This window comes from Flavobacterium gossypii (assembly GCF_014138495.1).
Classification (GTDB): domain Bacteria; phylum Bacteroidota; class Bacteroidia; order Flavobacteriales; family Flavobacteriaceae; genus Flavobacterium; species Flavobacterium endophyticum.
Map to the genome: position 1 here is coordinate 70,387 of NZ_JACJIS010000004.1, position 14,377 is coordinate 84,763.

Sequence of the window (14,377 nt, forward strand, 5' to 3'; positions counted from 1 at the left end):
TGTTATTTTAAGCTTTCATAAATCAGAAGCTGATTCTTAGAAATAATCTTTTCGTTTTCTTGGATTCCCTTGTCAAAATAAACGACCTCGTTATTCTTGGTTACCGGATTGACCTGTCTGATTTCAAGATTGCAGTCGTCTTTATAGACAATGATGAAATTTTGGTTGTCATCAAAAATTACTGCTTTTACCGGCACGGCAATCATGGATTCTGTGGAGACATTTTGTTTTTGCAGGATAATATCTGCCGACATTCCCGGTTTTAGCTTTAAGTCGGTATTTTTCATTACGATTTTTGCTTTCAGCACCCGTTCTTCAGCATCGAATACTTGCGATAATGCCGTAATTTTTCCAGAGAAAATCGCGTCAGGATACGCCAACGTCTTGATCTTGACTTCCATGTTTTCTTTGATATTCTGCATATCGGTCGCATAAATATTGACCATGACCCATACTTCATTTAAGTCAGAAATCGTAAAAAGCGGCTCGCTTCCTGAGGAAATCTGCATTCCAGAGCTCATGTTCTTGGCAACTATAAAACCATTGGACGGAGCCTTGATTTGGAATACAGATTTTTCAGAACTGGCACTGTATAAGGCAAGGTTGCTCTTGATGTTTTCTAACGACGATTTTAAGACCTTGACTTCGCTTTCTGCCTGAACTAAATCTTTCTGTGAAGCGATTCCGTCTTCAAACATTGATTTTACAGAAGAAAGCTGTCTTTGCGCCACGGCTAATTGCGATTCGACGGACTTGTTTTCAGACTGTAATCCGTTTAACTCTGTACTTTTTATTTCGGCTAAGACTTGTCCTTTTTTGACATAATCGCCTAAAGAAAAATAAGTGCTGGTTACTACGCCGTTGATTAGGCTGGTGAATTGTACTACATTGTCTGCATTGTAGGTTACGTTTCCAGTCAATGAAAAGGTTTCTGAAATAGGTTCTTTTCTGACTTCTTCAATCGTAACTTTCTTTTTTAAGTCTTCGTTCAGGCAGAATTTGTCGCTTTTTTCTAGAACGGTTTCCTTTTCTTTACAGCTGAAAAGCAGGAGCAATGGCAATGATAAATAGATATATTTCATAATAAGTGTTTCTTAATTAGAGGGATTAAAGTTCTTTGCCAATGACAAACTGCAATTCTTCAAAATGTTCGTTGAGCTCTTTTTTAGAGTCCAGAATGATAGTCTTATTTTCAAGGTAGGCATTGACAAAATCGAGGTATTCGAGCATGCTCGTGTTTCTCAAGGCAAAGTTTTTTTGATGGCTTTCCAAAAGCATATCGAGGTCTTTTTCATAGGAAGCTTCTATATTTTCGTATAACTTTTTGGCTACAACCAAATCTTCGTAGGCTTGGATGACCTCGTTTTGCGCTTGGTTGTTTTTCTCTTCTTTCATATACTGGCTTTTTTGGATTTCTATTTTCGAAGCCTTGATATTGCCTTGATTTCTGCTAAAAAAGGGAAGGTCTAAAGCAAAACCGACGCCAACAAAGTCATTCATGATATTCCCGCCGCGGTCATAGCTGGCCAATAAAGTCACATCGGGAGTGCGTTGCGACAGTTCGTATTTGTATTTTCGATTGTTGTATTTTTCTTCTAAAACGGATGCTTTTACATCCGGACGGTTTTCCAAAGCATCGGCAGTCAATGCTGTAAGATTGATGTTTTCCATTTTGTTTACATCAGGTACGAATTGATGCATGCTGATTTTTAGAAAACTTTGCGGAGGAAGATTCATCAGTGTTTTTAATTCTTTCTGCAGTTGGTTGTTTTCTTTCTGAAGATCGCTCAATTGCTTTACGAATTCTAATTCCGAAGCTTTTAAACGGATGAATTCGCCCTTGCTAATATTTCCTTGTCTGGCTTGGTTGGAATAGGCATTTAATAGTTTTTGGATAGAAGCGAGCTGTTTCTTATAGACGCTTTGTTTTTCTTCGACATACTGCAGATGGGTCAAGTTGTTTCGGAATTCCACTTTTAAAATCCGAAGAAAATCTTGAAAATATTCCTGTGCTATTTCCACGCCGACTTTTTCCATCGCCATCAATTTCTTTCTCTTGCGGGCTGTATAGATGAGCTGTTCTAATCCGACGGTTACTTCAGAAGTCTTTCCCCAGTTGCCCGAAATAGGAGGGAGCTGTTCGGATTTGGCATTCGACCATAAGTTGATTTCTCCGACTTCTAATCGCGGATTGGGCCATAATTTGGCTTGGATAACTTGCGCTTCAGCTTGGTCGATGTTGAGTTTTTCAGACAGAAGCCTTAGGTTATTCTTCAAGAAAATAGCTTCGGCTTCGGCCCTTGAAACCAACAAAGTGTCTCTTGCTGTGGCATTTTGTGCTTTGCCAGAAGAGCAAAGGCTAACGAAAAAGGCGGTAAATACGATACGTTTCAATGTGAGTCTTTTTTATGACTGCAAAGCTATCGGGCAAAGATTATAGCAGTATTTGACTCACATTAAAAGTAAATTAAGCTGACATTAGAAAACGATTAGAGTTTTGGAAACAGTAGCGTAATCAGGGTTCCAGCGTTTTCTTTTGAGTAAATGGAGAACTGGATATTGTTTTGCTTAAAGATGATAGTTGCTAAGGAAAGCCCGATACCGCTTCCTTTAACGTTTCCGACATTTTTGCCGCGGTAAAACGTCTGCTGAATATAGTCAAGATCTTCTTTCAAGATACCCTTTCCATAGTCTTGGATGGTAATTTTGAGCTGGCCGTCAGTTTCAGACAAAGAAATCTTTATCGGATTTCCGTCAGAATATTTCACAGCGTTTTCAATCAGGTTGTACAAGGCAAGCTGTAGCTGCAGCTCGCTCCCTTTGACAGACAGCAGCTTTTCGTCTTTGACTTCCAAATCAATACGGATTTCTTGGCGGTCATAGGCTTCAAAAATTTTATCGTTGATGTTCCAAAGCGTTTCGTCGATGCGGAATGTCTCGTTTTCGGGAGTAATGGTTTTTAGGCCCGAAAGCATCATCAGGTTGTTTAAGATTTCTTCGATATGATAGACATTTTCTAACGCTTCGGACGTTACTTTTTGGTATTCTTCCGGCGTTCTGTCCTTTTGGGCAAATACTTCCAGGTTTCCAGAAATGGAGGCCAAAGGTGTCTTGAATTCATGCGAGACATAATTGATAAAATTCTTCTGTATCGCAAAAGTATCCGACAATCGGCTCAATAAATTATTAAAAGTCGTAATCAAATCCTGAACTTCGTCATTTGTATTAGAGGATGAAATAGGTTGATCTAATGAGTTTAATTCCATCGAATTAACTTGACTGATGACTTCTGTAATCGGACGGTAAGCAATGTTGGAAAGCAGTCGACTCAAAAAGAAAATCAACAGCAATCCGGCAAACAAAACGATAATCATAATGACCAATAATCGGTTGGTCTGCGACTTGAATACTTCGCTTTTGGTTTTTACAAAGACCACGAAATCGCCTTGGTTGTCGTTGTAAAAAATACCATAGTAAAAGTGGTTGTTGGATTTAAAACTGAGCTTTTTATTCTTTCGGACAAACTCTAATTCCTTGGGATTGATATTTCTGTCGGCTTCTTTTTCGCCATAAACAATCGTATTGTTCAGGTCGTAAACGCGAACGATATCATTCTGTATGTTTTCTTCAAACTGTTCTTTGATTGCAGAATGTTCGTAATGCGGAAGCTCATCTTTTTCAAGATAATAGATGCCCGAAAGCAGGCAGGTTTTTTGGAGTTCCTTAAAAACGACTTTTTCGGAGCTGTTATAGAAAGCCAGATAAATCAAGACCGAAGCGATTATGAAAACAAACCCGAACGTGGCGGATGAGATTAGCGTTAAGCGGTTTCGGATTTTCATAAGCTATTCTTTGAGCATGTATCCTGTTCCTTTGATTGTGTGGATGAATTTATGCTGGTTCTCGTCGATTTTGTTTCTTAGGTAAGAAATATACACATCGACCACATTGGTATTGTTGTCGTAATTGATGCCCCAGACCGCATTTAACAGCTGTGTCCTAGAAACGACCTTGTTTTTGTTTTCTAATAAAAAAAGCAACAGTTTGTATTCTCTCGGAGACAGATCAATCGGCTGTTCTTCTTGGAATACAGAGTGTTCATCAAGGTTGACTGTCAGGTTATGGCAGACATACACCTGTTCCTTTTCCTTATAATTGAATTTTGTCCTTCTTGTCAACGCGTTAATTCGCGAAATCAATTCTTTAAAATGGAACGGCTTCACAAGATAATCATCGGCACCGCTGTCAAGAGCCGAAACTTTATCGTCTGCATCATCGAGTGCGCTGAGGACTAATATCGGCGTATGGTTCTTCTTGAATCGGATAAGTTTGGTCAGCTGGATGCCGTCAATTCCTGGTAGCATGATGTCCATCAAGATGATGTCCCACTCGTTTTCCGAAATCATCTCGCGCGCGATTTCTCCTGTAACGGCAAGAGTCACCGAAAAGCCATTCTCTTCGAGTCCCTTGATTACAAAATCACTGATCCGCTTGTCATCTTCAATAAGAAGTATATTCATCTATTATTCTGTTTCGCTTTTCGCCTTCATGAAATCGGTCACAAGGTAGCCGATGAGCTTTCCGACCAGATGGCTGTTTTTAGGGTCGCCCAAATCAGGAGCGCCTTCGCAGATATGCAGGTAGCAGGCGTTCGGGTCTTGGCTAAAAAAGTGGATAAACTGACGCAGTTCTTCTACAGAAAAACCGCTCAATGTCATAGCGCTGCTCGGAATGCCCGGAATCGAATCCAAATCGATTTCGATACCGTAAAAGTCGTTTCGGATGAATGAAAAGGCTCTTTCCATTTCCAGCCTGAAATCTTTTTCCCTGCGGATGTTGATTTCGTCATAGGTATTGATGCGGACTCTTTCGTCCAGCTTCTTGATTTCGTGCAACACGCTTTTAGACGTGTAGCTTTCGTGCAGTCCGAAGACAAAATATTTTTTCAGAAAGCCTTCTTCATAAGCATACGAAAAGCCGTTGCCGCTGTGTCTTCCTTCCAAGATTCTAAAATCGGAATGGGCATCAAAATTAATCGCATTGATGGCTTTTCCTTTGGCAAGTGCCGTTCCTTTTATATTTCCGTAAGCGTTGTTATGTCCGCCGCCAATGATGATAGGGATTTTCCCTGCCTTGACAATCGTAAAGATAATGTGAGAGACTTCCTTGTCTATTTTCTCGACAACTTTAGAAAGCTGTTTTCTTTCTTCCAGAATATTAAAATCGAGGTTTTCGACTTCTTTCATCTCTTCGGCAGCATCCAGATGGCCCAACACGAGAATCTGGTTGCCCTTGCTAAAGCGGTTGTGCTGGATATTGGCAATACTTTTTATGGTACTTTCCCAAGCAGAAGCTGCTCCAGGACGCCCGAAATTAGCCCGAACCCCTATGTCTTCTGGAATTCCGAACAATACGAATTTTGCATCGGAAGTTTGCAGAAACTCAACAGTATCAGCCCCTTTTGGGATGGTCTGCATCTTTTCGCCAAATTTGACTTCACCGCTTCGAAAATTAGTTACTCTAGCTAAATCGTGCACAGTAAAGGGAATAAGCTTTTCCATAAAAAAAATTTAACTCCAAAAATAATATAATTATATAAACTTACGTTAACTGTCTTATAAATCCCCCAAAATTTTATTTAATTTGTTTAAACCATTACCACTATTACCATGGAAAATCAAAAAAGTAATTCCAGCCTAAAGGCGATTATCGTCGTTTTGGCAATTCTACTCGCGGGGAGTTTAGTTTACATGTACAAAATGAGCAGCGATGCGAAATCTACAGAAACGCTGCTGGTCAAAGACAAAGAGTCTGCTATGAATGATCTGGCTGCTCTAAAAACCAAATTAGATGCTGCAATTGCAGAAAACACTTCCGTATCGGATGAGCTGATTGCAGAAAGAGAGAAAGTTGTCAAATTGATGGCCGAACTCGAAAAATCAAAAGGAGACATTGCTTCTCTGAAAAAATACCAAAGCCAATACAATACGCTGAATGCGAAATTCAATGCGCTGGCGAAAGAAAACGGATTGCTGAAAGACCAGAATTCGCTTCTGACTTCTAAAAATGACAGCATCAGTCTGGCATTAGGAGAGGCTAAGAAATTTAATGACACATTAGTTATTCAAAACGAAAACTTAGCAAAAACAGTCGAGAAAGCGTCAAAACTGACAGTTATGAACTTGAGAACTGAAGCTATCAAAGAAAAAAGCTCAGGGAAACAAGTCGTTACTGAAAGAGCCAGACGTGCCGACAAGCTTAAAGTTTGTTTTGCGATAGCACAGAATGAAGTAGCAAAATCTGGAAACAAGTTATACTACGTTCAAATCATCGACAGTAAAAATAACGTGCTGGGCGAGAAAAAGACAGAAGCTTTCGGAGATATGTCTTTAACGTACAGCTTCACAACTACAGTGGCGTATGAAAATAAAGCAGTCGATGTCTGCGAATTTTTAGACGGCAACGGCGTAGATTTTGAAAAAGGAGTTTACTATGTAAATATCTTCGACAAAGGAACGCTAGTTTCAAAAACCAGCTTTACGCTGAAATAAAGACAAACAAAACACCAAGACTTAAACTGCATAGAAAAGGAGCCCAATGGGCTCCTTTTTTTACTCTGTATATAATGCATTGTATTGATTCATACTATGTTAAAGTTAGCTGTAATTAATAAGTTGTAAGAAAAATATGTATATTTGAATTGTGCTGTGTACCACAGTCTTACTTTGTTTTATTAACTTAACTATATACATTATGAAAAAAAGACTTTTAAATTTAGAGGGAGCTCAAGAACTGACAAAAGGAGAGCAAAAAGCAATTAAGGGAGGAACAGATCCCGTTCCGAGCCATTGCGGCTTTGGCGTGACCGTTAATTCCAACGGCTTATGCTTTATCAACGGTATTGCGGGCACAGCACAATATTTTAACGGCCTTGAATATTGTTGTGAAAATCTTTTAGAACCATGTCCGGGTGGTCCAAGATGCTAATAAAGAAAAACCTTGAAATGAACTTTCAAGGTTTTTTTATATAATTTTCGCTCCGCTTCGTGTAATAGAAATATGGAAACAAAAGATGTTATAGGTATTTTGCTTTTTTGTATAATCTGTAGTGTTGTGCTTATATGGGGCATTACTGGTTATAGAGACTATAAAAAAGAAATGGCATCTGAGAAATTTAATGAATTGCCTGTTTATGATAAAGCTTATATAAAGAAATATAAGGCAAGATCATTAATGACGATTTTTATTTCTGTAGCAGGTCTTTTGGGAATGATAATCAAATTAATTTCCCTTCTATAACCACCTGATCAATCAAATCGGTACCAAAAGCATACGGCAATTGGTAGAACGACGTAATCGGCTTGGTTATAATCAAATTAGCATGCTTTCCTACCGTAATCGAACCGTGGGTTTTGGAAAGCCCCATAGCATATGCCCCATTGATGGTGGCCGCATTGATCGCTTCTTCGGGTGTCATTTTCATCTTGATACACGCAGTAGCCACTACAAAATTCATATTGCCCGAAGGCGTAGTGCCCGGATTAAAATCAGTCGCCAACGCTAGCGGCAGTCCGGCCTGTATCATTTTTCGAGCAGGAGTGTAGGGAATGCTGATAAAATAAGAGCAGGAAGGCAAGGCAACCGGCATCGTATCCGAATTCTTTAAGACTTCGATATCTTCATCGGTCACAATCTCCAGATGGTCTACAGAAAGCGCTCCGTGCTTTACGCAGGCTGCTATACCGTTGATGGCCGTAAACTGGTTCACGTGTATCTTGGCAGGCAGTCCGTACTTTTTACCCGCTTCCATGATGCGTTCGGTTTCTTCTACAGAAAAATAGCCTGTTTCCAGAAAGGCATCGATATAATCCGCTAGCTTTTCTTCGGCTATTTTCGGAAGCATCTCGTTGATGAGGGTATCGATATAACCGGAATGGTTTTCTTTGAATTCCGTAGGAAAAGCATGCGCACCTAAAAAAGTTGCTTTGATAGCGACAGGATAGTTCTCTTTTAGCTTTTTGATGACGCGCAGCATTTTTAATTCGCCTTCCACCGTCAGTCCGTAGCCCGATTTTATTTCTACGGCTCCGGTGCCCTGCAGCATGACTTCTTCTAAGCGTGCTTTGGATTGGTCGTAGATTTCGTCTTCCGACGTCTCGTTCAGCTTTTTGGCCGAGTTTAAGATGCCGCCGCCGCGGTTGGCAATCTCTTCATAAGACAGTCCGTTGATGCGGTCTACGAATTCCTGTACGCGATTTCCAGCGTACACAATGTGCGTATGGCTATCGCACCAGGCCGGAAGCACGGTCTTTCCTGCAGCATCGATAACCGTAGCATCGGCAACTTCGGGCAGGTTTTCCATCGCGCCAAAGCCGCTTATCAAGTTGTCTTCGATCAAAAGGTAGGCGTTTTGCAGGGCAGGCAAGGTTGCCATTTCGGCTCCCGAAACTTTGTCAACGTGCGTTTCTCTGACCTGTAATAATTCTTTTATGTTGATTAGCAGTGTTTTCATGTGTACTAATAGGTTTGCATCTTTGCCTGATTTGGGGCCGGAATCGAATCCAAAACCAAGCTGAAATATTTCTGTAAATGTAAAATGGAATTTTAAAAACTCCTATCTTTATGACAAATTAAAATGCCTTGAGAAGAATACGCTATAAAGAAGTTCGCAAAGTACAGCCCAATTATTTTGAGTATACCGGAATCCATACTGCCGATCCGGTTGAAATGCAGCTGTTTGTCTATGACGATCTGGGCTACGAAGAATACAAAAAAGTTTCGCTCGACCGTGTCAAGAAAGAAATCGAAGACCCTTTGCAGGCCGAAGATGTCAAATGGCTCAACGTGCACGGCCTCCATGATATAAAGCTGATACAGGAAATCGGCGAGCTTTTGAACCTCCAGAATTTTGTCGTAGGCGATATCTTAAATGTTTCGCGAAGGACTAAAATGGACGAGCTGGACGATATTCTTTTCTTCAGCATCAAATCGATTTTGCAAGAAGAAGAGTCGGCTGTAGTCAGGGTAGAGCAGATCAGCTTTTTGCTAAAGGACAACGTGCTGATTTCATTGCAGGAAAAAAAGAGCGATTTTTTTACGCACATCCGCGAACGTATCAAGACGCATAGCGGTATCGTCCGAAAAAAGAAAAACGACTACCTGCTGTACCTGCTGCTCGATGCCGTGATGGAAAACTTTTTTATCACTATCGAAAGTTATGAAAACGGAATCGAGGCGCTGCTGGTAGAAGCCAAGAACAGCTACAAATCGGTTTTCTTGGAAAACATAGAAAAGGAACGGGAAAACCTGAACTTTCTAAAGCGCTCGATCATACCGCTCCGCGATGCCCTTTTTAATTTAAAAACGCACCAGAAGGATGAGGATTTCGCAGGCATCGAAAAATCTAACTATGCCTTTTTTGAGCGCCTGCACCAGAAAAGCCTGGAAATCTTAGACCAGATCGATTACGACCTGAAATCATTAGACAGCGCTTCCAACGTGTTCTTTTCATCCCAAAGCCAGCGCATGAACCAGATCATGAAAACGCTGACCATCTTTTCCGTCATCTTTATGCCGCTCACGTTTATTGTTGGCGTCTACGGAATGAACTTCGAAAACATGCCCGAACTCAAAACAGAAAACGGCTATTTTATCATACTCGGCGTTATGTTTCTCACGGTTTTAGGCATGGTGTATTACTTTAAAAGGAAACACTGGTTTTAGGCAATTTTAGATTTTTGACTTAAGATTTTAGACTTTCAACTTTTAACTTTTAACTACCAACTATAAACTATCCACTATAAACTATCAACCATCACCCTATGAAAAAATTCACCAGCGATATTTCCGGAAACGAATACCCAGAATCCGAAAGAGTGACGGCCCGACTGGTCCGAAAATCCATCTTGGACTTTATCAAGCAGGAGCATCCTGATTTTGAAAACGACAAGTGCATGTCGGCCGACGAGCTGCGCAACTTCCGTGAGAAATACATCTCTGAAATGCTCTTGAAAGAAACAGGCGAACTGTCGGATATGGAACAGATGGTTTTGGATGCCCTAAACGACAATACGATTCTTTCTGACAAGCTGGACGATGAGATACAGGAGTTTACCTTTGGGCAGAAAATTGCCGATAAGGTAGCTTCGTTTGGCGGCAGCTGGACGTTTATCATTTCCTTTATGACTTTCTTGCTGTTGTGGATTGCGGCGAACGTTTTTATGCTGGCCAACAAAGGCTTTGACCCGTATCCTTTTATCCTTTTGAACCTGATACTGTCGTGCATTGCGGCCCTGCAGGCGCCTGTGATCATGATGAGCCAGAATCGGCAGGAGGAAAAAGACCGCGACCGCGCCAAAAAGGATTATATGATCAACCTGAAATCGGAACTGGAAATCAGGATGCTCCACGAAAAAATCGACCATCTTTTACTGCACCAAGAACAGTCGATTGTCGAGATACAGAAAGTGCAGATGGACATGATGGAGGACATCCTCAAAAAGATAGAAAGCAGCAAGAAACACGACTAGCTATCGGCTGTTCGTATTGGTTGATTCAAAATAAAAAAATATGCTAGCAAAAGATTTTGACTTGTTTAAGCAGCGGTATGCAGAAAACTGCAAGACCAAAAGCTCGAATCCTGCCATTCTTGAATTGTATTCTTTTCTGTTAAAACATGAGGTTGTTGATAGCGATGTATGGACAGTCGGAGGCGGAAACGATACCGTAGTCAGGCTATTAGCGCGCTATTTCTCGGACGAAGATTGGAAAGAGCTGGAAACGGAACTAGAAAATTGGACTACGAATCAACTGGAAATTTTTACGGAATGTATTGTAGAAGGCAGCGCAGAAAGTGATACTGATGTTGCCAACTCTACTGTAATGAACAGGTTTTACCTCCTTAAAAAACTGCTAGCGATTGGTGAAAAAAGAGACCGGCTTCGGAATGATATTTTCTTAAGATTGATTGACAATATTGAATTTTTAGACAAATGCCAGTCAATATCCTTTGAAGAGGCTACTGCACTGGCCCATTATTTTGACTATTCTGAAAGAATACAAGACGAAAAATACAATGACGATTTAGTAACTGCTACCTTAAGAGCCATGATAGAAAGGGCAAGCAGGTAACAGCGCCAGCATAACTTTAGTGTCACTATTCGTATAGAAACATAAAAAAACCTAAAGCTAAGCTTCAGGTTTTTTAGTAGTATCGTAGTTCAGGCTTACTATCGGTTGTTCGGATATTCGTTGATCCAATGAAAGCCGGTATTGACCAAACGGTAGTCTTCCAGCGATTTTTTGCTGAATTCGGCCTGTATGTCTTTCTGCCCAAACTTTCCTTTTAATACAAAGGTCTTTGGTGCTTTTTCTTCATAACGCAGTATCGAAACCTGCGTCGTATCTCGATAAGACTTGAACTGCACCGTTTTTTTAATCGTATCGATCTTTAAGGCATAATAGATCGTGCTGTCCGCTTCGGTAAGTATGCTGCCGTAGGTTCCCGAAATGTGCAGGTTTTTCCAACGGCTGTTCTTGTCCTGGATTTCTTTTAAGGAATCGTTTGTAGTGTCATAAAAAGCAAGGGTCTTGTAGCTGCCTTTTAGCGGTGCTTCTGGCGCCAAGGAACCATAGCTATACATTCCTTCGATGCCTTGGGCGACGATAAAGCCGCTGAATCCTAAGATTAAGATTCCTTTTCCGATGGCCCGCGTCCTTGCTTTCCACTTGTTTTCAAAAACAAGCTTGCAGTGGTTGAGCGTTTCGGTCTTGTTCAGCACAAAGAAATTATACAGCTTTCTTACGTTAGGCGCTAAGATGATGATCGAAATAATCAAGAGGTGGCTCGAAAATAATTTCACGGGCACGTCAAAACAAAAATTCATCAAGACCACATTGCTCATCACGGCCACGCTAAGCAGGGCGCCCAATGTTTTGGTATTGTGGAACAGCAACAAAAATCCAGCTCCGGCTTCCATGATTCCGGTAAAGCCGCCATATATTTTAGAATGGCCCATAAACGTCCAAAGCAGTCCCATAGGCGTAGCGTCGCCAAAGTTTTCTTCGAGACGGCCAAAGTCATGGAACGAAAACTGCCCTTCGAAAAGCTTTAGCAGTCCGTACACAATTAGGTACAGTCCTACATAATAGCGGGCATATACGATGGTCCAATAATACAGCCGGTCGTAATTGATTCTTTTTCGGGTCGCGAAAAAAACGATGACCGAAGTAAGGAAAGCCAGCAGTATAAAGGTAACCAGCTTCACATAATCGAACGTCGTATCGCCGCTGCCCGTGTTTTGTATTTTTTGCAGGGTATCGAGCTTCAGTATGTTTTTCCCGACCCACAGGTTGATAAAATCGATAGCCGTTCCGTAGAAGCCTGTCAATATATTTACTCCCGGAATCTGGTCTAGCGGAAAAGGAAACATATAGAACAGCAAATAGAAAATAAGCAGCAGGGTGAAAAACTTGCGCGTAGCCGACCATTTTTTCTCTGTAAGGGGGTGTGTTTTGACCATAGGTATTGGTTTGATAATTACGAATATACTTAATTCTTGATATAGAAAAAACTTACAAAAGCAATTGTTGATGTTAACAAGAACGTATAAAACGGAATTATAGTATGCTTTGAAAGGAGCAAGGCGAGCCTACGTATGCCTCTAGGCTTCCTTAAATTAGGGGCAAGGTACACTATGATAGATGGCTAGGTTTGCCATAGTGAATAGTAAAGTATACCATAGTAAATAGTAAGGTAATACCATGATGTAGGCCTAAGTTTACTATAGTAAATAGCAAGGTCTACCCTGATGGAAGGCTAGGCATAGTATAGTGAAGAGCAAGGCATGGCATGATATAGGGCTAGGTAGACCATAGTAATGAGCAAGGTCTTCTTATCCAAAACAAAGGAGTACAAAAAAAAACCTGAAGCCAAGCTTCAGGTTTTTTATAGTATGGTTTAAAAAAGACTATTTTAGGCTTCCTACCATGTCTTCTGGTTTTACCCAAGCATCGAAATCTTCTGGAGATACATAGCCAAGGCGCACCGCTTCGTCTTTTAGGGTAGTGCCGTTTTTATGGGCAGTCTGTGCAATTTCTGCTGCTTTGTAGTAGCCGATTTTGGTATTCAGTGCTGTAACAAGCATTAATGAATTGTCTACCAATTCTTTGATACGCGTGTAGTTTGGCTCGATTCCTTGCGCACAGTGCTCGTCAAAAGAAACGCAGGCATCGCCTAGCAAACGGGCAGACTGCAGGAAGTTAGACGCCATCAATGGCTTGAATACGTTCAATTCGTAATGGCCTTGCGTGCCGCCGATCGTAATCGTAACGTCGTTGCCCATTACTTGCGCGCAGACCATAGTCAACGCCTCGCATTGCGTAGGGTTTACTTTTCCTGGCATGATCGATGAACCTGGCTCGTTTTCTGGAATCAAGATTTCGCCGATTCCGGAACGCGGACCTGATGCCATCATTCGTACGTCGTTAGCAATCTTGTTTAGGGATACTGCCAATTGTTTTAGCGCCCCGTGCGTTTCTACAATAGCGTCGTGTGCCGCCAAAGCTTCAAATTTGTTCGGAGCCGTTACAAAAGGATGTCCTGTGAATTTGGCAATATATTCCGCTACTTTTACGTCATAGCCTGCCGGCGTGTTTAGTCCGGTACCTACGGCAGTTCCGCCTAAAGCCAGTTCAGACAAATGCGCCAAGGTGTTTTTTAAAGCTTTCAGTCCGTAGTTCAATTGGGCTACATAGCCAGAGATTTCTTGGCCAAGCGTTAGCGGAGTCGCATCCATCAAGTGGGTTCTTCCGATCTTAACTACGTTTTTAAAGGCTTCTGCTTTGGCATGAAGCGTGTCTCTTAACTTTTCTACGCCCGGAATGGTTACTTCTACAACGGCTTTGTAGGCTGCGATGTGCATTCCTGTAGGGTAGGTATCGTTAGACGATTGAGATTTGTTTACGTCGTCGTTAGCTTTTACGAACTGTTCGCCTTCGCCAATCTTGTGTCCGGCCAATACTTGAGCTCTGTTCGCAACCACTTCGTTTACGTTCATGTTGCTTTGCGTACCAGAACCGGTCTGCCAGATTACTAAAGGAAATTCGCCGTCTAGTTTTCCGGCCAAGATTTCGTCGCAAACCTGAGCGATAGCGTCTCTTTTTTCAACAGGCAATACGCCTAGGTCGTGGTTGGCATAAGCAGCCGCTTTTTTAAGGTAGGCAAAACCTTCGATAATTTCTTTTGGCATGGATGCCGATGGCCCGATCTTGAAGTTGTTTCTTGAACGCTCTGTCTGTGCGCCCCAATATTTGTCTGCAGGAACCTGCACTTCGCCCATCGTGTCTTTTTCTATTCTATAGTCCATTGTATTGTAAA

At 41.4% G+C, this 14,377-nt stretch carries 14 protein-coding genes; 6 read left to right on the top strand and 8 right to left on the bottom strand.

What is annotated here, in order from left to right; genetic code table 11:
• Nucleotides 1-2: 2 nt before the first annotated feature.
• The 5 genes from GGR22_RS15035 to GGR22_RS15055 form a co-directional block, all read right to left on the bottom strand.
• The gene (locus GGR22_RS15035) at nt 3-1,082 is read right to left on the bottom strand and encodes an efflux RND transporter periplasmic adaptor subunit (protein ID WP_220477673.1); all 1,080 of its coding nucleotides are present in this window, start codon (nt 1,080-1,082) and stop codon (nt 3-5) included.
• A 25-nt stretch (nt 1,083-1,107) separates the two neighbouring features.
• The gene (locus GGR22_RS15040) at nt 1,108-2,394 is read right to left on the bottom strand and encodes a TolC family protein (RefSeq protein WP_182494334.1); all 1,287 of its coding nucleotides are present in this window, start codon (nt 2,392-2,394) and stop codon (nt 1,108-1,110) included.
• 95 nt (nt 2,395-2,489) lie between these two features.
• Complete coding sequence (locus tag GGR22_RS15045; protein ID WP_182494335.1) at nt 2,490-3,842, bottom strand: HAMP domain-containing sensor histidine kinase; 1,353 nt, start codon at nt 3,840-3,842, stop codon at nt 2,490-2,492.
• Between the two features lie 3 nt (nt 3,843-3,845).
• Entirely contained in the window at nt 3,846-4,520 is a 675-nt protein-coding gene (locus GGR22_RS15050) for a response regulator transcription factor (protein WP_182494336.1), read from the bottom strand.
• Nucleotides 4,521-4,523: 3 nt separating this feature from the next.
• Nucleotides 4,524-5,561 carry a formimidoylglutamase gene (locus GGR22_RS15055; RefSeq protein ID WP_121377169.1) on the bottom strand — a complete coding sequence of 346 codons (1,038 nt, stop codon included), beginning with the start codon at nt 5,559-5,561 and terminating at the stop codon, nt 4,524-4,526.
• Between the two features lie 108 nt (nt 5,562-5,669).
• Here GGR22_RS15055 and GGR22_RS15060 point away from each other — a divergent pair, with 108 nt between their 5' ends.
• The 3 genes from GGR22_RS15060 (at nt 5,670) to GGR22_RS15070 (ending at nt 7,299) form a co-directional block, all read left to right on the top strand.
• The gene (locus GGR22_RS15060) at nt 5,670-6,551 is read left to right on the top strand and encodes a hypothetical protein (protein ID WP_121377168.1); all 882 of its coding nucleotides are present in this window, start codon (nt 5,670-5,672) and stop codon (nt 6,549-6,551) included.
• A gap of 202 nt (nt 6,552-6,753) precedes the next feature.
• Nucleotides 6,754-6,987, top strand: coding sequence for a hypothetical protein (locus GGR22_RS15065; protein ID WP_121377167.1), 234 nt, complete (start codon nt 6,754-6,756; stop codon nt 6,985-6,987).
• 72 nt (nt 6,988-7,059) lie between these two features.
• On the top strand, nt 7,060-7,299 hold the full coding sequence (locus GGR22_RS15070) for a hypothetical protein (protein WP_182494337.1): 240 nt from the start codon (nt 7,060-7,062) through the stop codon (nt 7,297-7,299).
• Here GGR22_RS15070 and hutI read toward each other — a convergent pair.
• On the bottom strand, nt 7,277-8,512 hold the full coding sequence (gene hutI, locus GGR22_RS15075) for an imidazolonepropionase (RefSeq protein WP_182494338.1): 1,236 nt from the start codon (nt 8,510-8,512) through the stop codon (nt 7,277-7,279). The genes GGR22_RS15070 and hutI overlap by 23 nt on opposite strands.
• Before the next feature lie 128 nt (nt 8,513-8,640).
• Between hutI and corA the strand changes: the two genes are divergently transcribed.
• The 3 genes from corA (at nt 8,641) to GGR22_RS15090 (ending at nt 11,130) form a co-directional block, all read left to right on the top strand.
• On the top strand, nt 8,641-9,723 hold the full coding sequence (gene corA, locus GGR22_RS15080) for a magnesium/cobalt transporter CorA (protein WP_121377164.1): 1,083 nt from the start codon (nt 8,641-8,643) through the stop codon (nt 9,721-9,723).
• A 98-nt stretch (nt 9,724-9,821) separates the two neighbouring features.
• On the top strand, nt 9,822-10,529 hold the full coding sequence (locus GGR22_RS15085) for a DUF1003 domain-containing protein (RefSeq protein ID WP_182494339.1): 708 nt from the start codon (nt 9,822-9,824) through the stop codon (nt 10,527-10,529).
• Between the two features lie 40 nt (nt 10,530-10,569).
• Nucleotides 10,570-11,130 carry a hypothetical protein gene (locus GGR22_RS15090; protein ID WP_182494340.1) on the top strand — a complete coding sequence of 187 codons (561 nt, stop codon included), beginning with the start codon at nt 10,570-10,572 and terminating at the stop codon, nt 11,128-11,130.
• A gap of 98 nt (nt 11,131-11,228) precedes the next feature.
• Here the strand turns inward: GGR22_RS15090 and GGR22_RS15095 are convergent, their stop codons facing one another.
• On the bottom strand, nt 11,229-12,521 hold the full coding sequence (locus tag GGR22_RS15095; protein WP_182494341.1) for a hypothetical protein: 1,293 nt from the start codon (nt 12,519-12,521) through the stop codon (nt 11,229-11,231).
• Between the two features lie 447 nt (nt 12,522-12,968).
• Nucleotides 12,969-14,366: a class II fumarate hydratase gene (fumC, locus tag GGR22_RS15100; protein ID WP_121377160.1), complete on the bottom strand. Its 1,398-nt coding sequence runs from the start codon at nt 14,364-14,366 to the stop codon at nt 12,969-12,971.
• Between the last annotated feature and the right edge of the window lie 11 nt (nt 14,367-14,377).